Below are 21,605 nucleotides of genomic sequence, written 5' to 3' on the forward strand. Positions count from 1 at the left end.
TAGGTTCTTCCCTTCATTTAGTATACAAAATTCTATCGTCTTACTTATCCAGCAATCGGCACCTCATAGAAAAAATAAAAAGAAGCACCACCATCCTGGATGATCTGCTTCTTGTGTTTGACCTTTTGCAATTTTTCCTGCTTCGTAGGCATGAGCCGCACATGCTGGGATAACGCACCATAATCTCCGTTAACTCTTCGGCTCTGTTCCGAGCACCATTGACCTGACCGCTCTGCTTTGCGTAATGCTTTTTGTGTTTGTGTACGTGCCATAATGGATCACACACTCCTTTGGTTGATATACACTCAATATATCATGTGCAGCTACGCAAGTGAAGGTGAAGCTTTTTTGTTGAAGCGGATAAATTAGTACAAAAGTTCTTGAAATCAAAAAAGGCCGCTATTATTAGCGGCCTTTTTTGATCTTTCATCTTCTTTATTGTTCAACTTTAAACCATGGACCTGCATTTTGTATGACACCCCATAGTTTCGCTGGCAATACAAGATCTCTAACGTTAGATGATTTAATCACGTTTTGAATTTCCGCCTCCCTTCCTTGTTGAACTTTTTCAATCCACTCTGGATCAGAGATTAATACACGCCCAATTACCGCTAACGAAAGTCCTTTCTCCATGCTTTGAGAGACATCTTCTGGGCTTTCCAAGGAACCCGCTGCAATTACAAAAATCCGATTGTTGGCATGTTCAACAATCAGCTCAAGATAAGTTTTTTTGTTATCTTGGTTATATTTTGGTTTTGACGTAAGGGCTTGTACCAAGGAACCATGAACATAATCAACATTTTCTTCAATCAGTTTATCAATCAGTGCGTAAGTATCTTTCATTCTAAGGGCATCTTGTTGATGTTCCTCTGGGGAAATGCGGTAACCTAAAATAAATGGTTTAGTCGAATATCTCTCAATAGCTTTTTTCACCTCTCGAATAACAGCTATTGGAAAACTCAGACGTTTTTCCAGTGATCCCCCCCATTGGTCTTGACGTTTGTTGAAGAATGGAGATAAAAAGCTTTGAAGTAAAAAACCGTGGGCTCCATGGAGTTCAACACCGTCAAAACCAGCTTCAATTGCACGTCTTGTAGTTTCACCGAACGCATGAATAATTTCCAGAATTTCTTCATGAGTAAGCTCTCTAGGGGATACTGCTTCAGTCAGAGCAACACCGCTCGGACTTACCACGTCACCATTAGGAACTAATTCAGCAATCGCTTTATCTCCAGCATGGAACAATTGAAGAATTGCTGGAGCTCCTCCACTCTTAGCAGCATCTGCCAATTTTTTTAGACTAGGGATAAATGAATCATTATATGCGGCGAATTCATGTGTAAATCCAATCCCATTGGGTAGGACATGAGTACAGCCCGTGATAACTAAACCTACACCATTCACTCTTTTTTTATAATATGCAACTTCCTCATCGGAAATCGTGTAATCATCATTACTTGACCATGTCGTCATCGGAGACATAACCACTCTATTCTTTAAGGTAATCCCTTTATTGAATGTAAAAGGTTCAAACAAGTTATTAAATTTACTCATTGTACGTTCTCCTTTGTATTTTGATTTCTAAGTGCTTATTTATGGAACAGATGAAGGTAACCTACGCTCATTCATCCCAACCACAAGTTCTACTCAAGAATATCAGGTTAACCTAAGGGGAAGTGAAGCAGGAATTTGACACGTAATTTTGGACGATTTACTTTTAATAATTTTCTGTTGTGATAAAATAATAGTTACAGTAACTGTAACTATGGAGGCGATCAGATGTTTTTTTCAATGAAATATGTGGTGGAGAATTATAATATAACTGCAAAGACACTTCGATTTTATGAAGAGCAAGGGATATTACCGAATATTTCACGCGACGAAAAAGGAAATAGAGTATATACCGAACAACAAATCGATTGGATTTCTTTTATTCTTTGTCTCAAAGAAACAGGAATGCCACTTTCTAAAATTAAAGACTACAAGGAATCTTATGAGATGGGGAACTCCACCTATTTAGAAAGAGAGGAAATGTTAAAGAAACATAAAATTGAATTACAACAGAAAATCGAAGAAAGTTTGAAACATATGGAAGAAATAAATTATAAATTAGCTATGTATGAACTTCAAAAAGATGAGGTTAGGAAAAATCCTAACCACAATTTTAAATGTCACGGCCTTGAGGTGAACATTGTCGATACCCGGGGAGGTGAATCAAATATTCGGAATGCTACAACCAACAGATGAACAAACGGAGCTCAAAATATCTATCCAGAAAAATAACCAATTGCCTATATTACCTAGCGATTGGTTATAATTGTTTTAAAATCTGCATCTGTCCCAGCCATCCGTTTTTTTTGAGGGAACCTCCACGGTTATAACGTTAATCCTGACTACATTACTACTTTCGATTATTTTAAATAAATCTACGTTAAAGCACAGTAACACAATGCTATCTAGCGGGATTGCCGCTTTCGCCGGGACTGCCACGTCTCGATTGGTTCGTGGTCATCTTCTTCGATCAGTTCCAATGCTTCTTCCACTCTTCTGGCTTTGAATAACAGAATTAATTCCATCAGGTCTTCCCGGTCCAGCAGCTTCACTCCATTAACCGCTGCAAGCGTCCGGCAGGCTTCGGTGTAACGAGCGGACGTTAATACAATCGACCGGTCGGCTTCATAATAACGCATCGATGTATATATCTCCTGCACAGCACTCAACCCTACGGGATGGTTCGCACCATATCGCTTCGCTTGTATCACACTTCGTCTGCCAAGTTTATCAACAAACACCAGATCTGCCCCAAAATCCCGGCTGCTTGTTGTCTTATGCACCTCATCGTACCCGAGCTCTTCGAATAAATGATAGAGATATAATTCAAATTCCGAACCATCCTCCATCTTGTCGATGTCCTTTATTGTGATCTTACGAGGATTGGCTTCACTTCGGATCCGCTGCCCGCGCCCGATAACCCGCCGAATAATCCAGGCCAGCAGCAACAATATGATGATACATCCAATGACCCATAGGGTCACATTTTCACTCCAGTTCATAGCTATTCTCCTTGTTTCATTTCCTATGTTCTATCCAACGTCTTACGCTACTATGGCTTGTCACCGCACTAAATATATCAGACTTCCACCTTCATCGAAAGAAGATGAATTCCCTGTAACCCTTATACTTCACCAAACAAAGTAAGTTCGATGAACCAATGATAAAAGGTTACAGTGCGTTCGGTTGAATTCAGCTTGACTTTAATGGTAAAATTCAACAATCGGTTCTATTTTGAACCGAAGAAGAAAGGTGGTTTATCACTTGCATACATTGACCAAACACAAGTCCAAAACATGGGCTGCCCTCATTCTCAGCGGCATGCTCCTCTTCACCATGAATACAACAGGTTACGCCGCTGCTTCAACCGAATCCATGCCCAAACCGGCGTGGACGTCATCTTCCCTGATGTTATCTGAGGCCAATACAGAGAAAGATGTCCTGATCAAGGGAATTCATGCCGTGCCATCCAAAAATCTTGTATATGTACATGCCTCCCAGCCCGTGACCAAAACAAGCAGCAAAACAACACTCGACTGGCAACTGGACTCTCTCCAAGCATTCGATGTTACAACTGGACAATTGAAGTGGAATACGATATTCCATGAGAAAAGTGGTCCTTATACCACCTACTCTGATTCGGTATATGCCAGCAACGGTACAGCTTATGTGTATATGGAATATTCGGACAAAACCAAAAAATTGTACTCATTTAATACATCCGGTAAAACCAACTGGGTCAAAACGGTGAATTCACCTGCAAGCATATCTCTATTGGATAACGATACGCTGATGGTTGCTTCAAGTCAGGGCGTGCAATCAAATGGTTCCGTTCGCTCAGCCATCTCGTTATATGACAAAAAGGGCAAGCTGATTACCGAAAAAACCATCAACGGCAACGTGCTTAAGTCTGACCATGGTCGAATTGTAGTGGATGCCAGTAAACAAACCAAGGTAGGCAACTTCTGGCAGCAAGCTGCGAATCCCAAAGTAGAGATCTATGATCGTACGTTGAATCGTCTGTCCTTCTACCAATTCCCTGCCAATGCAAATACATTAGGAGATGGCGGCGGTGAATCGCTGGCCATTCTCGACGATGGTTCCATCATTATGCGCGCCAATTTTGAGAACACCGGGAACCGACTGATGGGCTTTGGCACCGATGGCAAGCTTGCTTGGGGACGTGCCATTGCTGGTGATGCCTACATTCAGACGGCTGGCAACGGTTATACAGTCTTTACAGGGCAGAAGCTGGAACTGTACACGATGAAAGGCAAAGTGACTGAGCGTACATTCAAGGACGCACAGCCTGCATTGATGCATGTCGACCAGACACAGGATGGTCAGTATCAGCTTGATTTTGCCAAAACAGGATACATTCTTGATCCACAGACGCTGGAAGACGTGCATATCTACACGACCAGTGCCTCGGTTCCTTCATTAGAAGGTGTCTCTACTTATGTGGATGATGTCATCTATTCCTTGAACGATGAGACATTGTCCAAATATGTACTGAAGTCCAATTCTGCAAAATAAATACTCGATCTAATAATAAGCCGGGAGAGTTCCATAAGGAGCTCTCCCGGCTTATTCATTGGCAGGATAGAATCATCCTATTTCCAATTCTCGTCTATAAATTCGTCCCGTCCGGATAACGCACGGTCTTCCTCATAATGTTTCTCGTTTTTCTTGTGGTAATCCTGATGATAATCTTCAGCCGGATAGAATATAGCTGCCTCACGTATTTCCGTAACAATCGGTTGACTGAATCGTCCGCTGGCTGCCAGTTCCTGTTTGGACTGTTCAGCAAGCTCACGTTGACGTTCATTATGCACAAAGATCGCCGTACGATACTGTGTCCCCCGATCCTGGAACTGGCCTCCGTCATCCGTCGGATCAATCTGTGGCCAGTACAGCTCCAGTAGTCGTTCATAAGGGAATACATCTGGATCAAATGTAATTTCAACCACTTCGACATGACCGGTCTCCCCGGTTTTGACCTGCTCATATGTTGGATTGTCGACGTGACCGCCAGCATAACCTGATATAATACCATGAATGCCCGGTTGTTCTTCAAACGGTGTAACCATGCACCAGAAACATCCGCCGGCGAAAGTAGCTTTTTCCATTCCGTTCATCCCCTCTTATCTAAACTCCCTTTTACACTTACCACTCCGATGACAGCACAACCTTCCGATCGCTGTTATCCCCAGATTTTTTATATTTGGCTTTACAAGGAGAAAATCTGGTGATAAAGGCGAGTGTATGCTTTCGAAGCAGCTTTCTTGCAGAAAGCTTTTAGCTCCGCTTCTTCAGGTTATTTCTGTCCTCTACGTTCTCGTGTAAATGTTTAGTCCAATTTATATAGATAGCTTAACGCATATCTTCATATATTCTAAAACAACAAGAGGTTGATTGAAAGCCATGGTTATGGCTCTCAATCAACCTCTTCATTGGTAAAACATTTAGCTGACAACTAATTCAAGAAATTATCTTGATTAAGTTACCCGCGACTACGTCCCATCGAACGGAAGATTAAGCTTACGATGGCTACAAGAACGATCGCACCAATCAATGCAGGTACAATGTAGAATCCGCCCATCTCAGGACCCATATCGCCCAAGATTACTCCACCTAACCATCCACCGATAAAACCAGCAATGATGTTACCGATAACACCACCTGGAATGTCACGACCAACGATCAAACCTGCCAACCATCCAATGATACCACCGATAATTAATGACCATAACCAACCCATATCATTCACCTCTAATTAAAGTTTTTGTTGTTGTCTGTCTACTATTAACCGCTACAGAAGCATTTAAACAATTGGCATAAAAATTTTTGCATATTACCTTTTGTCCCCATGCATCTTTCTCTGCAAAACAAGCCTTAGTCAGGTATGGAAACAGATCGCGTTACTTTCCGGCATCTCACCAGCTCAGGGCTGCGTTATGTACCTCCCGAAAGTCATTGTATGTTAGAGCAGACAAGGTTAGTATCACCAATTGAGGTAGGATTATTTATAAATTTGCGTCATATTATAGGATGGATGGGTTAGGTCTGATCAATAAAAGCCTGCACGGCCCTTACCTGGCTGCGCCAGCCAAGTATGTTTGTGGCTCTTGTCCAGCTCGCCACGCATCGACTGAATGACTTTTACAATGTCTGTCTGTCCATTCTGATGCCATTCCAGCGCAGCGCTCACATACAACTCACCTAGTTGTGCAAGAGAAAACGTGTCGGTCAAACGAGCTGCTTCTATCGTGCCTTCTTCACCCGCGAATACGGTGAAGCCTCGTTGGCGCAAGTATTGCAAGCGCAGCGCTTCATCTGGCAACGGAATTTCATAAGCCCGGTCAAACCGTCCAGCACGGTTCATGAGGCCAGGATCTATTTTCTCCGGATAATTCGTTGTCCCGATCAAGAAAATGCCTTCCTTCGACGTAGCTCCATCCAATGTATTCAGGAAAAAGGAACGGACTTCATCCGGCATCGAATCGATGTCCTCAATGATCAGTACCATCGGTGCGAGCCGCTTGGCAGCCTCGAACACTTCACGCACCGATTCACTGTTGGTATACTCCGTAATCTGCCAATACGCAGCAGGGCCCGGGATACTTCCGGCAATGGATTTCACCAACGTGGTCTTACCATTCCCCGGATGCCCATACAATAAAATGCCCCGTTTGTACGGGATATCATAATCTCTGTAAAAAGAACGATCCGCTTCGAAAAACTGATCCAGCGAGCGGAAGATATCCTGCTTGATCTGTGCCGAAAGAACAACATCCTCTCTTCCCACGGAGCGAGTGATGGATTCCACATGACGATCGCTGCCATTGCGGGCATCGGTGTAGACCGTTACTTTTTTCATATTTTGCTGACGTTCCCGTTCCCGGACACTTCCCAGAAATTGCTTCATCTCCTCATCACCGACGGCAAAGACAAAGTCTTCACTGTAGATCCCGTTCTCTCGGAAAAACGGAACCCGCACAAGTGCTACGCCCCATTTCGGATAAGCAAATACGTTATTGCGAATGGAGTAATGCACACCATAAGTAGGCACATCTCCATCATCGTCGTAATGCAAGGTCTGAAGCTCCAGATCTTCGAATATACGGGCTACCAATTCCACTTCGTCACTGCCATTTTGCAGGTCTTCCCGGAGTAACTCCCAGTATTCATTGTTCGGGTCGGAACTGGCATAAAGCTTGTACTCAACTCCATAGCGCTGATGAAGTGCCTCACTGATTCCACGAATCAGCCTTGAATAGATAGCGTACCCTTCCACTCGAATCCGAGTATCATGTTGTTCGTCATAGGTATAGATCGCTTGAGTTGGATCTGTTTTTTGTTCGTTTATTGTCATTATTTCGCTCCCTTTACCGCTACAAGCGGTTTACATTTGGCTACAACTTGAGCCAGGCCTGCGCCGGTAACACTGTCTATAATTTCATCTACATTTTTATAAGCCTGAGGTGATTCATCAATAATGGATTCAAGTGAGCGTTGATTTACCACGACCTCATCTTCTGTACCCACACCCAGTGCCGTAGCAAAATCTTCCACGCTAATCAATCGTTTTGTTGCCGTCCGTGAACGGATTCGACCCGCACCATGACATATTGAATAATAATTATCAGCACCCTGCGGCTGACCTACCATGATATATGAAGCAGTTCCCATGGAACCGGGAATAAGCGCCGGATGCCCTGTTGCCAGATAAGGCTTTGGATTGTCCGGATGACCTGCCGGCAACGCACGTGTCGCCCCTTTGCGATGCACAAAAACGGAACCTTGGTCTGCGTGAGATTCTTCCCAGGCATAGTTATGCATCAGATCGTATAAGGTACGAAATTCACATTTGGAGCCAAACACATCCCGGAATGCTTCGCGAATAGCATACGCAATCAGGTGCCGATTGACAACAGCGTAATTCAATGCAGAATACATCATGTTCACATAATGACGACCTTCCGCATGCTCAAGTGGAGCAAATACCAGTCTGGGATCGGATGTACCCAGGTTAAGCCGCTGCATGACTTTGGCAATCGCTGACGTACTTGTCTGGCTTACATAACCACCCCATGCACGAGAGCCGGAATGAATCATGACCACGACCTGTCCATCGTATAACCCCCAAGCTTCGGCGATTTCACGATTCTCTTCAGCGATCTCAATCGCCTGGATCTCGGCAAAATGATTCCCTCCACCCAGTGTCCCAAGCTGACGATGCGAACGATGCCATGTCATATCAGGAACGTGATTTAACACATCCTCATCGTAACTGAATTTACTGCTTTCCACATGTGTCATCGAGGTTGATTTTTTCGGTGTATAGCTGTCCGGAATATACTTTTTGGGTAAACCATGCAGTCCTTTACGAACGATATGCTCCAGTCTGATATCCGAGTAATGACCTCGCTGGTTCGCCTCCATCGGCAATACTTTCTCAATGGCCTTGACGAGTTTGCGGCGAAGCTTGATGTCTTTCAATTCGTCCTTATGCAAGTTTGTCATATGCACTCGCATGCCACAGCCGATGTCACTGCCCACGATGGAGGGAGATACGTAGCCGCTCTGCGCATCCCACACGGCTGTCGTTCCAATGCAGGTACCTACACCGACATGCACGTCCGGTGTGTAACTCATATAAGAAATTCCCGGAATTTGCAGATTATTGTTTGCCATCTCGAATACCTTGTAATCGAGCGAGGAGAAGAGCTGTTGCGCCGCATATACGGTTAGGTCGCCTGCAGGCAATTTTACTTCATGCCGGTAGCCACCTGCGATTTCATTTGGATTAGTAAATAAATTAAATTCTGTATTCATAAAAGTGTATTATTCCTTCCTGTACATTCAGCAAATTCGGTTTGCTGATTCATCTGTAAAATAAAATCAGGACCACCCGTCCAACGGGTGGTTTGCTCTGGGGGTATAACCCCCTGTTGCCAAACTGCGCCTAAAGACGCTAGCCTGACAGCAGGGCTGTTCAGGCTCAGTGTTGTTTGTCACTTTCACTCACCAGTTAAACTGGTTTTACTTCTTTTTGCTCCGATTACTGCTGAATGGATCTTCGTATTCTTTTACACTCAGCTTATCTAACGCTTGATCATGTGCTTCTTGTTCACGAATATATTTTCTTACCGTTGCTTCATTTAGACCCACTGTACTCACATAGTACCCTTCTGCCCAAAACTTTCGATTGCCGTATTTATACTTGAGCTGGGCATGCTTCTCGAATATCATTAGCGAACTTTTTCCCTTTAGATATCCCATGAACGTGGAGACAGCTATTTTCGGTGGAATCGCTACCAACATATGAACATGATCGGGCATCATATGACCTTCTATAATTTCTACTCCCTTGTACTTACATAGACGTCTAAAAATTTCGATTAAGTCTTTTCTCACTTGATTATAGATTTCTTTCCGTCTATACTTCGGGGTGAATACAATGTGGTATTTGCACATCCACTTTGTGTGAGCTAGGCTATAGCTCTTGTTTGCCATCTAAGACCATTCCTTTCTTTGAGCCTGAACATCTCAATTTTATCGGAATGGTCTTAGTGGTCAAACCCTCGATTCCTCCACCCGCATAGCGGGTGGTTTTTTGTTTCGCGCGTTACACGCACTCAACTGGCTAAAGCCATAACTAAAAAAAGCCATAGGCTAATCGCCCATGACTTCTACTGAATGACAATAACGGAGAACAGAGCAGCATAAACATGCTGTGTGTCTGTCATCCATCGCTAAAATATAAGCGAAGAACGCATATCGATTATAAAAACCGCTAAACGATATGCCTATACCCTATGTCGACCGTATGAGGCCAATGAAACGATGAGCCGGATATGCTATTGTGTCTACGTTGCGCCCTGTTTGAATCAAATCATAACCAAGCATCATGTCTCTCGGCCTCCCTTCGTTAATGTTAGTCTTATATTAAGGGGAATAGAATTCATGTGTCAACCCTTTTCTTGGAAATTGGTCCATGGTGTAGATTGCATATGTAAACAAAAACAGGAGATTGTCCTAGGACAATCTCCTGTTTTCCAAATAATAATGATGTTGTTAGCGTAACATGATTATTACAGTCCTGCTTGTTTTTCCAACTCTTCAACCGGATTTTCGTCTTCTTTTTCAGGAACTTTGGAAGACAGGAACCAACCACATACCGCAATGGTGATCAGTACAATATAGAATCCGAATTTCCAAATTTTATTTTCCGGGAAATGCTCATCCAGAACACCCAATGAAGGGTGTGCGAGTGTAATAACTGCCAGCTTAACCCCTACCCAACCTACGATTACAAATGCCGCAACTTCAAGTCCTGGACGGGAATGAAGCAATTTCACAAAGTATGAGGCTGCAAAACGCATGATCACAAGCCCGATGAATCCACCGAGGAAGATAACGATAAACTGTCCACCGTCGAGTCCGCCAATTGGAGGCAATCCACTTGGTGGCAACGCCACGGCCAAAGCAACAGCAGCCAGAATGGAATCAACTGCAAATGCGATATCCGCTACTTCGACCTTGAAAACGGTCATCCAGAAACCGGATTGTTTTTTCGGTTTCTTAGGCGTTGAATCAGCTGCTTCATCTGTCTTATTGCGACTACCCAGTATCTTTTTAACGATATGGTTAATCGAAATGTACAGGAGATACAGGGCACCGATCGCTTGCACCTGCCATACATCGACGAGGAAAGAGATCAGGAACAACGAACCTAAACGGAAAACAAATGCACCCATCAGACCATAGAACAACGCTTTTTTGCGCTTATCTTCAGGCAAGTGTTTAACCATGATTGCGAGTACCAATGCATTATCTGCTGCGAGTAATCCTTCAAGGACCACTAAGACAGCAAGCACCCACCCATATTCTAATAATAATGAAACATCCAAAATTGACTCCTCCTTAATATTCTTATGATGTACAAAAAAAAGGACCTTTACCATCACTGGTAAGGTCCTTTTATATCCACAAAAAGAGACCTTTACCGAGCATGAAAACTTGGTAAAGGTCTCGCTAACAACAAAATTGCTGCCAATAAAGCCGGGGATATGATCCCGAATTGACGACTTTACTGTAAAAGCTACTCCCCTTTAACAGGAATATGTAGTTTTAGTTGGAACGGGTTGTTTAACCTGTACTCATCATATTTCATAACGTTAAATAAAGTCAAGCTTTATTTAGCTGACGATACAACTTACGGAATACGACAACATCGTAGATCATATTCCCCAGTGGAATGAAAGAAACAAAGAACAGAGCAATTGGACGGCGCAGACGCCATTTCTGTGAGGTGTACATAGTCACCATAAATAACAAATACATTAAAAACAAAAAACCGTACAGATTCCCAAACCATGTGACAGCCTGCGGCATAACCCCGGCATCTCTCAACGGAAAAGCAACAAACAGTAACAACACGTACGAAATGCCCTGCAACCACAACATTAGCCGGAAGCGCCCCAGCGTAGAATGTAACATTATTTTCCTCCTGCTTTTATACATGTAACGAATTCAATTGTTCCCGTACAGTATATCACAAAAGCTGAATATCTCGCTTAATGCCATGTAGCAGATTATTCCTGCACGCTTATATGGTTGGCTCACCTACCATTTCGCAGGAGCCAAATGCTTCAACTTCTCATAAGATATATGACGAAGATTGTTACAGATGTCGGACAAGAAGGAGCCGGATCATGAAAATAGCTATGGTTGCACCCGAGAAATTGCCTTTGCCCGGTAATGGTTCCGTGGAAATCTGTATCCTGGGCATCGCTCGTGAACTAGCCCATCGCCATCAGGTGACCATTGTAAGTCGTCAAATGGAAGGCCTCGCCGCCACAGAACAGATCGACGGGATCACCATTCAACGTGTCCCTGCGTCGAGTCCTGTCATGTACACCAAAGCAGTCATACGTTTGTTATCCAAACAACCCTTTGATGTAATTCAAGTGGATAACAGGCCAAGCAGTATGGCGACCATCAAACGAGCTTTTCCACGCACACCTGTTGTACTCTATCTTCACTCGTTAACGTTTGCCCAGCCCGGACCTTCCAAACTCACATTAATGAAAAAAGCCGATTGGATTGCCGTCAATAGTCAATCCCTGAGACAAAGGTTAGGCCGCAGATTTCCGTTGGTAAAACACCGGATGAGTGTTGTCCCCTTGGGTGCAGATTTAAGCCGCTTCAGGCCTGTTGAATCCAGCGAAGAACAGATTCATCTGCGTACAAAATTTGGAGTAACTAAACCATTCTCCATTCTGTATGTCGGCAGGCTTATCCCTGGAAAAGGTGTAGATGTATTAATTCGTGCAACTGCCCTCCTTCAGCAACAGATGCCTGTTCAACTGGTTGTTGCAGGCAAAGGACCTCCGTATTACATGCGTAAACTTCGCGAACTTGCCCAAAAACAAAAAGTCCATGTTTCCTTCCGTGGTCAGATAAACCATGAGCATATTGATCAGTTGTATCGGGCAGTCGATTGTCTGGTCTGTCCGTCTCAAGAACATGAAGCTTTTGGCCTGGTTAATGTTGAGGCGATGGCTTCAGGATTACCCGTCATTGCTTCGGATAACGGAGGTATTCGTGAGATTATTGAATCAGGTATCAATGGATACCTTGTCACCGCTTATAAGCGTCCCCAACGTTTCGCCTCTTACCTGTACAAACTTGCAAGCAATCACACTTTTGCCGAGAAGTTAGGGAAGGCTGGCCGAGACAGCGCAAGGGCATATTTCAGTTGGGCAAGAACAGCCATGCATCTGGAAGCGACCTATACCAGGCTCATCCGTAAATGAGCCTTCTTCTGCTAAGATGATCAAGCTTTTTCACGAAATTGCCATCCCTTAATCAAAGAATCCATCTGCGGAACAGGAACATGACTCATCTCAATTAACTCCATAATAACCATATCTCTCATCATGAATCGTACTTTGGCACACGTTAGTTGATGAAATACATCATAGAATGCCGTCCCGGTCCAACATCCATGAGGTACGACCAGTGGATCATTAACGATATAACCTACGGCTCCAATCGGGGGAATAACAACCTTAATTGCTTGATGATCCAAACGATTATCTGGATCTTTGACGAGATACACGGTATCCCCCACATGTAAAGCCTGTACTCCATGGTAGTGGTCCATCCCATACATAGCTGCGAATAATTTGGTGCTCATATTACCTGCTCCTTTTCCTGTATTTCTCCATGATTAAAATTTTCACAATGATACATCGGTTTCATAATGTTCCAACCACTCGACAAGTTGCCTGCGTATCTCTCTACGAAACTCACGAGGTTCAAGTACCTCTGCCTCGGGCCCAAATTGGTACAACCATTTCAAAAATTCTCTGCTGCTATTCAGTGTCACTTCAAATAACAATCCCCCATCCGACATATTCGTCATTCGCGGGCGAACAAACATTTCTTCTTCTTTTATGTAGGGGGCCACTTTCTCAGAGAATCTTACCTTGAAATGGATATTTTCGTCGCCACGGTCAATAGACCATGTGTTCTTCATGTACTGCGTTATGTTGAAATCACCCTTGTCGAAACCGGTATTTGTTCGTGTCACATCCAAAAAACGGCTGATCCGAAACAATCGAACTTTTTGCAGCAAATGGCAGTATCCAATCAAATAAAAACGTTGATCACGTGGAATGAGATAATAGGGATCGATATCCCGGACTGTGATCTCATTTCTTGTCAGCGTATGATATTGAGTACGAATGGTTTGCTGGCTTAGAATAGCTTCGATGATGGGAATCAGCAAATTAGGATCTTTTCCTTCCTCACGATAAGCTGGCGTGCCCATCCGAATAATTCCCGCAATATTCTCTACAATGTCACTGTTTCTTGATTTTAATTTGGTATGAGCCGACATGACCTTGTCAAAAGCTGAATCGAACTCAGCAGGTAACTTGGAGGTATCAACTACGGACGGAAGCATGGAGAAGACCATTGCTTCTTGTTCAGTAAAATCTAATGGATACATCGCAAACTCACCAATAAATCGGTAACCCTTGCCGTATCCTTCATTCATAATCGGGGCGACCCTATCCAAAATCCGGAGATCACGATAAATCGTGCGTACAGTCGTACCGCATTTCAGCGCCAACTCCTTGGCCGAAATTCCAGGATTTGCTTGTATAGCCTGAAGTATACGCAGCAGACGAATTAATTTCTCTGTCATGTAGTTTCTCCCCTTCGATATTTTATCGGCAAGGAAAACTAGTTCCTTTAGTACAGAACTAAATCTTTAGTCCCAATATTATTTTCGCAATTTCACCATTTTTGTATAGTCCAATTGCACTCTTACCCCCTTTTAATATACATTCTCTTACTTGCTTGCGTAAAACATTAACCTAAATGGCCTTAAACCTAAGCCTGAAAGCCTATACAATTTTCTAAAAATAATACAAAAAAAGCCCTGATCTCTACAAAGAGACAAGGCTTTTCTCGGAATTACTAGTTATGCAACTGTAATAATTGATTCATCACATTCGCCATATGCTCACAGAGTTCAGCAATGTCCCCCATCTGGTCTTCATTCACACTGCGGTCAAAATAAACGTGAGCCGTGACGTTATACATGATTGGCTGTTCATCAAAGATATATCGGATGTTCTGGCACATCCTCTGCTCAGGCCAGCTCTTCTGTAAGATCGGACGAATAACCGGGCACTGCTTCTCAGGGTCCTTCACAACCATACTAAAACGTAGTTCCAAGCGGCAACCCGGATTTGCACCAGGCGTCTCCAGGATCTCCGCTGCAAGCTCCTCAAGGGAACTGCTTAATACAACTTCCCCTGTTACTTCCGGGCGATCCCTAAGACAGAACTGTAATGTGAACTCTCTGGACATCACTGCCATCTCCAGCCGATCTTTACGCCCTGTAATCTGAATACGTTCGTCCAGGTTATCCATATCATAGAGATAATTCTCAAACCCGACTTTCAGATTGTCATACACCGTTGGGTCAAACATTGAAATAAACCCACTTTCTTTTCCTTTGACTTCATCTGCACTGGTTCTCATCACTTGATCAAGCCTATGTTCAGGTTTATTGTAGTATATTCTCACTTTCCATGCACTTTTTCCGCAGCGTCCAGCAGCTCCAACCGTTGTTACCCCTCTGGTGGATTATTCGCTCTCTCCAGAGTTGCGTCGGATGGCAGTACGTTTAGCTTCGGTTTAACCGACGGCTGGCCAGCCGCTGACTTGCTCCTTTGGTGCCCTAAGCTTTATTTTGCTTCAATGGTCTTTCTCTGCCATTGTCATTCTCTATATTCTTTTGGGTGGGAATTACACATTAATCGTTGTTTGTTCAGTTGCTGCTCCGCCAGTACTTTGAGAAAATGAAAGATTCGGAGGCATCACCTCATCGGGGAACGGACTAACGTATGACTCTCCGTCCAGCCTTTCCTTCAGTTCAGCCTTTGCCATCTCGATGAGCACAGGATCGAGCAGCGCTGCAATGGCAGTGCACGCCATCGCCTTCCCCGCGAGCAGCATGCCTTTGTGGGCATAGCCGCTTTTGCCCTGCGCAACGGTCTGCCAGGCATGGATTGGCGTCGCGTAAGCCCAGGTCGCCGTGCCGCATTGCGCAGTTGGCACATTCCAACTGACGTCTCCAACGTCCGTCGACGCCGGCATAACGCGCATTGTCTCCATAAGTGGAGCAACGAAGCTCGCAAGAGGGCGAGCCGAAAGCATGTCATGAACCCCCTTGCCATTTTGCCGCGATGCACTCGTCTTATCCTCATCCGGGATCACAGCAAAGATCTCTTGGGCAAAGGCCAATTCATCCTCCGTATACACGGGAAGCTCCAGCCCACTAAGGAACTCGTGCATTTTGCCTTCCAGGGTCGCATTCGGAATGAGATTGGACGCTCCACCTTCATAGTGGTATGACATCTTGGTTCCCGTCATCAGAGCCGCTCCACGAGCAACATCGAGAACCCGTTCGAACAGGTCAGCCACCTGGGAGGACTTCGGCGCCCTAACCAAATAATTCACTTCTGCTTCCGCCTGAACAACATTGGGTGCGAAGCCGCCTGTATTCGTCACGGCATAGTGGATTCGGGCATCCGAAATCATATGCTCACGCAAGTAGTTCACTCCCACGTTCATCAGTTCGACCGCGTCCAGCGCGCTTCGTCCGAGATGGGGCGTGGCTGCCGCGTGGGCACTGCGGCCTGCGAATTTGAAGTGCACATGTAGATTGGCAAGAGAGGACATATGCATGACAACGTTCATCGTGGCAGGATGCCAGCAAAAAGCGACGTCGACATCCTGAAACAAGCCTGATCTGGCCATGTAGGCTTTACCGGATCCACTCTCTTCAGCCGGACAGCCATAGTAGCGAACCGTGCCGGAGATTTGATGCTCCTGCAAATAATTCTTGACCGCAAAGGCAGCCGCAAGAGATCCTGCTCCGAGCAAATTATGCCCGCATCCATGTCCATTTGTCCCTGGCACAACAGGATTGAATACCGCTGCCCCCGCTTGCTGGCTAAGGCTGGCCAAGGCGTCAAACTCACCAAGAATTGCAATGATCGGGGAACCGTTCCCGAAACTGCCTATAAAGCCAGTGGCGAGTCCGGCAACGCCTCTCTCAACGGAAAACCCTTCACGTTCCAGTGCCTTGCAGAGCAAATCTGCTGACTCAAACTCTTCGAATCGCGTCTCAGCGAAACCCCAGATCGAGTCACTTACATCAATAAATAAATCTCTCTTCCCTTCGATATACGCAGTAACCTCTTCAATGATCTTCTCATTCATGTTAAACACCTCTCTCCTTCATTTTGGCTAATCTTCATTATTCACAGGCAAAGGATGCAACAGATGCAGTAAATACTTCGAGTACCGGCTATCGGTCAATCAAATGCGAAGCAGGCAACGGCATGATCGTGACCTTTGAGCTCCGGCTCAAATTCGCGACAGATTGCTTTGGCGATCGGACAGCGCGTATGGAAACGACAGCCACCTGGCGGGCGAACCGGATTTGGCACATCCCCTTGGATGATAATCCGCTTCTGCGAACGAAGCCTGGGATCTGTTACCGGATTTGCACTTAGCAAGGCGTTCGTATAGGGATGCTTCGGCACCCTGAACAGTTTCTCCCGGCTCGCAATCTCCACGATCTTTCCCAGATACATAACCGCTATTCGATCACTGATATAGCGGACGGCGCCGAGACCGTGTCCGATGAATAGATAAGCGAGCCCCTCCTCCTTCTGGAGCTTTTTCAGGAGATTCAGAATCTGTGCCTGGAGAGAGACGTCAAGAGCGGAAACAGGCTCGTCACACACGATCAGCCTGGGGTTTAGGGACAAAGCTCTCGCAATGCCAATTCGCTGTCGCTGTCCTCCTGAAAATTCATAAGGATAACGACTTTTGTCTTCTTTCGAAATTCCGACTGTTTCAAGCAGCATATCCACCCGATCCCGAACAGACGAACGGCTCTCGAGTCGGTGCGCTAGCAGAGGCTCTGCCAGAATATCACTGATCCTCATCTGGGGGTTAAGCGAGGAGTATGGGTCTTGGAAAATCACCCCTATGCTCGCCCGGGTTCGGCGAAGTTCCCTCTTGCCGAGTTCTGCCAATTCCCGGCCCGCATAGAGAACCCTTCCTTCATAAGGAGTCTCTAGTTGAAGCAACGTGCGACCGACACTCGACTTACCACAGCCCGATTCTCCGACGAGACCGAGCGTTTCTCCTTCGCGAATCGAGAAGCTGACTCCGTCGACCGCCTTGACGTATTCTGTGACCTGAGAGAAAATGCCCTGCCGGATCGGATAATATGTCTTGAGACTTTCTACGCTCAGCAAAGGTGGTCTCTCCTTTTTCAAACCTGGCATCTACAGCTCCTCCCTGAACCGAAGCTAGTCGTTATTCGATCATGGATTGAACGTCCACTTGGCGACATTGTTCGTCAGGCCGACTGTACTGGTCTCAAGGCCTTTGCCAAGGTCTAGATTTTTGGCCGCAGCATACATTTGCTTGTCAGCGAACAGAGCGATAACCGGAACATCGTCGTGCAGGATTTGCTGAACCTGCTTATAAATCTCGAAACGCTTGGATGGCTCCAGCTCCTCCGCTCCTTGGACCAGCAGCTCGTCGACTTCGGCGCTTGAATAGTCTGCGATATTGAAGCTGACTCCTGTCTTGAACAGCCCTAGCACGGAGTTCGGATCGAGAATGAATCCGAGATTAATTATCGTCAAGTCGTAATCGTGCTTAAGTGCTCTTTGATAGGTTGTCGGAAAATCAAGCTTTGTCACTTGTACCTTCAGACCGACTGCTTTCAGATTCTCCGCAATGATGTCAGAAGCTTGTTCACGGATCTTGTTACCTGTCGGAACGACGAATTCAATCGTCTGATTGAAGTCCCAGCCCGCTTCCTCCAACAGTGCTTTCGCTTTCTCCGGATCGTAGCCATACAGTGGTATTTCCTTATTGTAGTAAGGGTGGTTTTGGCCGAGCATGCCATCCACGAGTTCGCCTTGCCCTTTGAGCAATTGATCTACAATAAGCTGGCGGTTCATGGCATAAGCGATTGCTTGCCGCACTTTTGAATCCGGGAACTTCTTCGAATTGATGAACATAATGTTCGGATTGTTCGCATCGCCGTAGCCCGTAGTCACATTCGCCATATTGGCTACCTTGTCAAAATCCTGCACCGGAATAAGACCTACACCCGGAGAAGTCAACTGTATGTCCCCTGTCTGGAGCTGCGCTGCCAGATTTGTCGCCGGCATCATCTTGATGTAAATATTCTTGATATTTGGCGCACCTTCGTAATATTGCTCGTTCGCGGTCAGCTGAACGTACTGGTCCTTGGCGAATTTGACGAACTTGTAGGCCCCGTTGGTGACCGTAGGATTCATCATAAATTCATTTTTGTTCAGGTCCACCGGGGCTACATCTTTCAACATATGCTCTGGCAAAAAGCGGAAGTATGTGCCGAATTGACTCTTGAATTGATTCGTCTCCATCGGGTTTTTCGTTTTGATAACAAAAGTGTAATCATCAACCTTCTCATAAAATCCCAGCTCCGTTTGCCCCTCCTCTCTCTTACCGGCTTCGTTCAGTCCAGTGACAAACGTCATGTTGAGGAGCGTCTTCACGTTAACGTCCGTGAACATCCGGAATGTGAACTCAACGTCGTCCGCCGTGAACGATTCCCCGTCACTCCACTTAGCATTCTTGTTCAGCTTGATGGTGAAGTTCCGGTTGTCCGTCGTTTCGATTGATTCAGCAAGCTTCGGATCGAATCCATATTCGCTGTTCATCGCAACAAGCGTATCGCTCATCAACGAGTTAACGAAAACACCTGCATTGTCCAGATTGAAGACATCGAATGTTGTCACCGGATTCACAAGACCGATATAAAGAGGCTGACCGGAGCCTCCGGAAGCAGAAGCGCTCTCGCCATCCGATCCCGGAGACGTTGTTTTATTGCTGCTAGAATTCGAACCGCAGGCCGCGACCAATACCATTAATAATGTCAGTACTCCGCAAATCCAAACTTTACGCACCCTTTTCATCTGATCTCCTCCACCTGATTATCTTTTTGAATGCCATATTTGAGAGATGCATTGTGGTTTATTGTTTAGGGTCGAGTGCGTCGCGCAGCCCGTCACCTACGAAGTTGATGGCGAGCACCGTCACCAGAATCATGATTCCGGGAGGCAGCCAAAGCCAGGGCTGGTCGGTCATGACGCTAATGGATTGAGCGTCCGTCAGCATATTGCCCCAACTGGCGGTCGGCGGCTGTACGCCCATGCCTAGGAAACTCAGCCCTGACTCCGCCATGATTGCCGCCGCAACACCAAAGGTCGCATTTACGATGATCGGTGCCAGCGCGTTCGGCAGGATGTGCCGGAAGACAATGCGCGGCGTGCTGAGCCCCAGGGCGACTCCAGCTTTAATGTAATCCATTTGCTTGAGCGTCAATACACTCCCCCGGACAAGTCGAGCGATGGACGGCCAGGAAAACAGAGCAAGAACAAGTACGAGCGTCCAAAGCGTTGGGCCAAGCACACTGACGACAACGAGAATAACCATCATGTAGGGGAATGCCATAAACATATCGGTAATTCTCATGACCATCATGTCGACCCAGCCACCAACATAAGCAGACCAAAGACCGATGATCGTTCCAAACGCCACATACAGAGCGACCGTTCCGAACCCAACCGTGACAGCGACTCTCGTCGCGTATAGCAGACGGGACAGCACGTCCCTTCCCACCTGGTCGGTTCCAAGCCAATGGGAAGATGAAGGCGCGGCAGAAAATTCGGCGGTTACCGCATAAGGGCTATGCGGGGAGAGCCACGGGGCAAAGATGGCGATGAGGATAAGCAGCAAGGTAACGACAAGACCGGCGACGGCCAGCCGATGTTTCAGGAAACGCCGGGCCATTTGCCGGAAGACACCCTCGGGCTCTTCTTGTTGAATGGGAAGAATGACTCCTCCGGCGACTGGGGTTTGTACAGCAGACATCGAGTCCGCCTCCTCTCATTCGTGTTCGTTTCACAGCAATAAGCCTTAATTTAATGATATTGGATGCGAGGATCGGCTACCGAGTAGAAAATATCCGTGAGCAGATTGGCGGCCAGCACAATGATGGCAGCGACCAGATTAAGGCCCATGATGGTGGAATAGTCGCGGGACATGATCGATTGGATGGTCAACTGACCGATGCCCGGCCATTGAAACAACTGCTCAACAATGACGGCTCCCCCGAAGAGCATCGGGATTTCCATTCCGACGACGGTAATGATCGGAATCAGAGCGTTGCGTAGCGCATGCTTGTTGGTGACATAAAACTCTTTGAGCCCCTTGGCTCGCGCTGTTCGCAGGTAATCCTGCTTCAGTACATCCAGCATGCTGGCCCGGATATAACGCACTTTGCGTCCCGCAATACCGACGGCTAGTGCTATGGAAGGAAGCACTAAATGACTGATTCGGTCGCCTAACCCTCCTCCTCCACCAAGATCCTCCGTTCCGCCGACGGGAAGCCAGCCCAGTTGAACAGCGAAAATATAAATGCACACGAGACCAAGGAAAAACTGGGGAATCGAGGTTCCGACAAACGATAGTCCAGTCATGAGATAGTCAAATTTCGAGTTTTGCCGGACAGCGCTCATAATACCGATCGGCAGCGCGATCAAAAGGCCAATAAGCAGAGCACAGATGCCGAGCAGCACCGTCTGCCCCAGACGCTCACCGATGAGCGAAATTACGGATTCGCTTGTGCTGAAAGAGTATCCGAGATTGCCGGACAGCAGTTGCCCTAGCCATTTGAAATATTGAATGATGATCGGATCGTTCAATCCAAGCTGCTCCTTACGCAGCTCAAGCAGCTCCGGAGGTGTGTCCGGTGTCATGTACATGTCGATCGGGTTACCCGGCGCAAGGTTGATGATGACAAAATTGATAATTGTAATGCCAAACAAGACGGGAATCGCAATCAGAATGCGGCGAATGACGTAAGTAAACATGCTCTCTCTCCTCTC

At 46.0% G+C, this 21,605-nt stretch carries 21 protein-coding genes; 3 read left to right on the plus strand and 18 right to left on the minus strand.

The annotated features are described in order from the left end of the window. Positions 1-44: 44 nt before the first annotated feature. Both MHI12_RS23040 and MHI12_RS23045 read right to left on the minus strand, forming a co-directional pair. The gene (locus MHI12_RS23040) at positions 45-272 is read right to left on the minus strand and encodes a hypothetical protein (RefSeq protein WP_340018217.1); all 228 of its coding nucleotides are present in this window, start codon (positions 270-272) and stop codon (positions 45-47) included. Between the two features lie 163 nt (positions 273-435). Further along, entirely contained in the window at positions 436-1,554 is a 1,119-nt protein-coding gene (locus MHI12_RS23045) for an NADH-dependent flavin oxidoreductase (RefSeq protein ID WP_340018219.1), read from the minus strand. A gap of 225 nt (positions 1,555-1,779) precedes the next feature. On the opposite strand from MHI12_RS23045, the gene MHI12_RS23050 reads away from it, so the two are divergent. After that, positions 1,780-2,247, plus strand: coding sequence for a MerR family transcriptional regulator (locus tag MHI12_RS23050; RefSeq protein WP_405170448.1), 468 nt, complete (start codon positions 1,780-1,782; stop codon positions 2,245-2,247). Positions 2,248-2,456: 209 nt separating this feature from the next. Here MHI12_RS23050 and MHI12_RS23055 read toward each other — a convergent pair whose 3' ends face one another. Beyond that, positions 2,457-3,053 carry a restriction endonuclease gene (locus MHI12_RS23055; protein ID WP_405170449.1) on the minus strand — a complete coding sequence of 199 codons (597 nt, stop codon included), beginning with the start codon at positions 3,051-3,053 and terminating at the stop codon, positions 2,457-2,459. A 262-nt stretch (positions 3,054-3,315) separates the two neighbouring features. Here MHI12_RS23055 and MHI12_RS23060 point away from each other — a divergent pair, with 262 nt between their 5' ends. Then, positions 3,316-4,587, plus strand: a complete 1,272-nt coding sequence (locus MHI12_RS23060) for a hypothetical protein (RefSeq protein ID WP_405170450.1) — start codon at positions 3,316-3,318, stop codon at positions 4,585-4,587. A gap of 77 nt (positions 4,588-4,664) precedes the next feature. Here the strand turns inward: MHI12_RS23060 and msrA are convergent, their stop codons facing one another. The 7 genes from msrA to MHI12_RS23095 form a co-directional block, all read right to left on the minus strand. Then, positions 4,665-5,180 carry a peptide-methionine (S)-S-oxide reductase MsrA gene (gene msrA, locus MHI12_RS23065; RefSeq protein ID WP_405170451.1) on the minus strand — a complete coding sequence of 172 codons (516 nt, stop codon included), beginning with the start codon at positions 5,178-5,180 and terminating at the stop codon, positions 4,665-4,667. 374 nt (positions 5,181-5,554) lie between these two features. Then, positions 5,555-5,812: a GlsB/YeaQ/YmgE family stress response membrane protein gene (locus MHI12_RS23070; protein ID WP_017686880.1), complete on the minus strand. Its 258-nt coding sequence runs from the start codon at positions 5,810-5,812 to the stop codon at positions 5,555-5,557. A 309-nt stretch (positions 5,813-6,121) separates the two neighbouring features. Next, on the minus strand, positions 6,122-7,426 hold the full coding sequence (locus MHI12_RS23075; protein WP_340018226.1) for an AAA family ATPase: 1,305 nt from the start codon (positions 7,424-7,426) through the stop codon (positions 6,122-6,124). Beyond that, a complete protein-coding gene (locus MHI12_RS23080; RefSeq protein ID WP_341008559.1) occupies positions 7,426-8,889 on the minus strand; it encodes an RtcB family protein in 1,464 nt (487 codons plus the stop codon). Before MHI12_RS23080 ends, MHI12_RS23075 begins: the two co-directional genes overlap by 1 nt. Positions 8,890-9,096: 207 nt before the next feature. Next, complete coding sequence (gene tnpA, locus MHI12_RS23085) at positions 9,097-9,570, minus strand: IS200/IS605 family transposase (protein WP_307536646.1); 474 nt, start codon at positions 9,568-9,570, stop codon at positions 9,097-9,099. Between the two features lie 578 nt (positions 9,571-10,148). Continuing rightward, positions 10,149-10,967 carry a TerC family protein gene (locus MHI12_RS23090; RefSeq protein ID WP_036617064.1) on the minus strand — a complete coding sequence of 273 codons (819 nt, stop codon included), beginning with the start codon at positions 10,965-10,967 and terminating at the stop codon, positions 10,149-10,151. Between the two features lie 277 nt (positions 10,968-11,244). Next, entirely contained in the window at positions 11,245-11,556 is a 312-nt protein-coding gene (locus MHI12_RS23095; RefSeq protein ID WP_036617062.1) for a DUF3817 domain-containing protein, read from the minus strand. Positions 11,557-11,771: 215 nt separating this feature from the next. Between MHI12_RS23095 and MHI12_RS23100 the strand changes: the two genes are divergently transcribed. Further along, on the plus strand, positions 11,772-12,875 hold the full coding sequence (locus MHI12_RS23100; RefSeq protein WP_405170452.1) for a glycosyltransferase family 4 protein: 1,104 nt from the start codon (positions 11,772-11,774) through the stop codon (positions 12,873-12,875). 20 nt (positions 12,876-12,895) lie between these two features. Here MHI12_RS23100 and MHI12_RS23105 read toward each other — a convergent pair whose 3' ends face one another. From MHI12_RS23105 to MHI12_RS23140, 8 genes are all read right to left on the minus strand, one after another. Then, positions 12,896-13,258, minus strand: a complete 363-nt coding sequence (locus MHI12_RS23105; protein WP_341008561.1) for an HIRAN domain-containing protein — start codon at positions 13,256-13,258, stop codon at positions 12,896-12,898. Positions 13,259-13,300: 42 nt separating this feature from the next. Further along, entirely contained in the window at positions 13,301-14,272 is a 972-nt protein-coding gene (locus MHI12_RS23110; protein ID WP_405170453.1) for a helix-turn-helix transcriptional regulator, read from the minus strand. 275 nt (positions 14,273-14,547) lie between these two features. Further along, on the minus strand, positions 14,548-15,117 hold the full coding sequence (locus MHI12_RS23115) for a hypothetical protein (protein WP_341008563.1): 570 nt from the start codon (positions 15,115-15,117) through the stop codon (positions 14,548-14,550). 267 nt (positions 15,118-15,384) lie between these two features. Continuing rightward, positions 15,385-16,863, minus strand: coding sequence for a M20 family metallopeptidase (locus MHI12_RS23120; protein ID WP_405170454.1), 1,479 nt, complete (start codon positions 16,861-16,863; stop codon positions 15,385-15,387). A 95-nt stretch (positions 16,864-16,958) separates the two neighbouring features. Then, positions 16,959-17,942 (minus strand): ABC transporter ATP-binding protein, encoded by a 984-nt coding sequence (locus MHI12_RS23125; RefSeq protein WP_405170455.1) that lies wholly within the window; start codon positions 17,940-17,942, stop codon positions 16,959-16,961. Between the two features lie 39 nt (positions 17,943-17,981). Next, positions 17,982-19,631, minus strand: a complete 1,650-nt coding sequence (locus tag MHI12_RS23130; RefSeq protein WP_405170456.1) for an ABC transporter substrate-binding protein — start codon at positions 19,629-19,631, stop codon at positions 17,982-17,984. A 58-nt stretch (positions 19,632-19,689) separates the two neighbouring features. Then, complete coding sequence (gene opp4C / locus MHI12_RS23135) at positions 19,690-20,589, minus strand: oligopeptide ABC transporter permease (protein WP_253440053.1); 900 nt, start codon at positions 20,587-20,589, stop codon at positions 19,690-19,692. A gap of 50 nt (positions 20,590-20,639) precedes the next feature. Continuing rightward, positions 20,640-21,590 carry an ABC transporter permease gene (locus MHI12_RS23140; RefSeq protein ID WP_253440055.1) on the minus strand — a complete coding sequence of 317 codons (951 nt, stop codon included), beginning with the start codon at positions 21,588-21,590 and terminating at the stop codon, positions 20,640-20,642. Between the last annotated feature and the right edge of the window lie 15 nt (positions 21,591-21,605).

This window comes from Paenibacillus sp. FSL H8-0280, from assembly GCF_045040665.1.
In the GTDB taxonomy this organism is placed as follows: Bacteria; Bacillota; Bacilli; order Paenibacillales; family Paenibacillaceae; genus Paenibacillus; species Paenibacillus xylanexedens_A.

Bases quoted from the DNA above. Each gene is read 5' to 3' on its own strand.
- MHI12_RS23100 (WP_405170452.1), top strand. From the start codon at position 11,772: ATGAAAATAGCTATGGTTGCACCCGAGAAATTGCCTTTGCCCGGTAAT.
- MHI12_RS23125 (WP_405170455.1), bottom strand. From the start codon at position 17,942: ATGCCAGGTTTGAAAAAGGAGAGACCACCTTTGCTGAGCGTAGAAAGT.
- MHI12_RS23120 (WP_405170454.1), bottom strand. From the start codon at position 16,863: ATGAATGAGAAGATCATTGAAGAGGTTACTGCGTATATCGAAGGGAAG.
- MHI12_RS23040 (WP_340018217.1), bottom strand. From the start codon at position 272: ATGGCACGTACACAAACACAAAAAGCATTACGCAAAGCAGAGCGGTCA.
- MHI12_RS23045 (WP_340018219.1), bottom strand. From the start codon at position 1,554: ATGAGTAAATTTAATAACTTGTTTGAACCTTTTACATTCAATAAAGGG.
- MHI12_RS23115 (WP_341008563.1), bottom strand. From the start codon at position 15,117: ATGAGAACCAGTGCAGATGAAGTCAAAGGAAAAGAAAGTGGGTTTATT.
- msrA (WP_405170451.1), bottom strand. From the start codon at position 5,180: ATGGAAAAAGCTACTTTCGCCGGCGGATGTTTCTGGTGCATGGTTACA.
- MHI12_RS23050 (WP_405170448.1), top strand. From the start codon at position 1,780: ATGTTTTTTTCAATGAAATATGTGGTGGAGAATTATAATATAACTGCA.
- opp4C (WP_253440053.1), bottom strand. From the start codon at position 20,589: ATGTCTGCTGTACAAACCCCAGTCGCCGGAGGAGTCATTCTTCCCATT.
- MHI12_RS23130 (WP_405170456.1), bottom strand. From the start codon at position 19,631: ATGAAAAGGGTGCGTAAAGTTTGGATTTGCGGAGTACTGACATTATTA.
- MHI12_RS23095 (WP_036617062.1), bottom strand. From the start codon at position 11,556: ATGTTACATTCTACGCTGGGGCGCTTCCGGCTAATGTTGTGGTTGCAG.
- MHI12_RS23105 (WP_341008561.1), bottom strand. From the start codon at position 13,258: ATGAGCACCAAATTATTCGCAGCTATGTATGGGATGGACCACTACCAT.
- MHI12_RS23075 (WP_340018226.1), bottom strand. From the start codon at position 7,426: ATGACAATAAACGAACAAAAAACAGATCCAACTCAAGCGATCTATACC.
- MHI12_RS23070 (WP_017686880.1), bottom strand. From the start codon at position 5,812: ATGGGTTGGTTATGGTCATTAATTATCGGTGGTATCATTGGATGGTTG.
- tnpA (WP_307536646.1), bottom strand. From the start codon at position 9,570: ATGGCAAACAAGAGCTATAGCCTAGCTCACACAAAGTGGATGTGCAAA.
- MHI12_RS23110 (WP_405170453.1), bottom strand. From the start codon at position 14,272: ATGACAGAGAAATTAATTCGTCTGCTGCGTATACTTCAGGCTATACAA.
- MHI12_RS23055 (WP_405170449.1), bottom strand. From the start codon at position 3,053: ATGAACTGGAGTGAAAATGTGACCCTATGGGTCATTGGATGTATCATC.
- MHI12_RS23140 (WP_253440055.1), bottom strand. From the start codon at position 21,590: ATGTTTACTTACGTCATTCGCCGCATTCTGATTGCGATTCCCGTCTTG.
- MHI12_RS23080 (WP_341008559.1), bottom strand. From the start codon at position 8,889: ATGAATACAGAATTTAATTTATTTACTAATCCAAATGAAATCGCAGGT.